This is a genomic window from Neorhizobium alkalisoli (assembly GCF_002968635.1).
Lineage (GTDB): Bacteria > Pseudomonadota > Alphaproteobacteria > Rhizobiales > Rhizobiaceae > Neorhizobium > Neorhizobium alkalisoli.
This window is the reverse complement of sequence record NZ_PVBN01000062.1, coordinates 1-392: the sequence shown is the minus strand read 5'-3', so window position 1 is coordinate 392 and position 392 is coordinate 1. Positions and strand designations below refer to the sequence as shown.

Annotated in this window: 1 protein-coding gene; it reads right to left on the bottom strand. The window is 51.8% G+C overall.

Annotated elements, in window-relative coordinates; all coding sequences use genetic code 11:
- A partial coding sequence (locus C5L13_RS28560) for a hypothetical protein (RefSeq protein WP_205836907.1) occupies positions 1-392 on the bottom strand: 392 nt, incomplete at both ends.

Below are 392 nucleotides of genomic sequence, written 5' to 3'. Positions count from 1 at the left end.
CTCTTTCCCACTGGTGTAACGTTTGAAAAGATCGTTGTAAGCCAGCGGGAATCGCTCTTCCAGATGATCCCAAAGCTTCCCGGCGATCGTTGCCTGAACGCTAAGATCCCACCATTGGTTATTGAAAGCATACCGAGCCAGTTGAGCCTGCTCTGTTTTTGACTTGCTCTTCACCAGATTGGCCCACTCGCTACGCGCGGTGTTATCGAGATTCCAGTACATCAACTCGCGCACGCGCGCCATCTCCGGCCCCTGAGTCAGAGCGCTGTCAACATTCTGCGGCGCTTTATCAATCTTCAGCTCATACTCTTCTCCGATGCGTTGTGCTGCAACCATCGGGTAGAAACCACGCTGTTGCATGAGTTGATGCAAAATCTCTTTCGCTTCAGCTT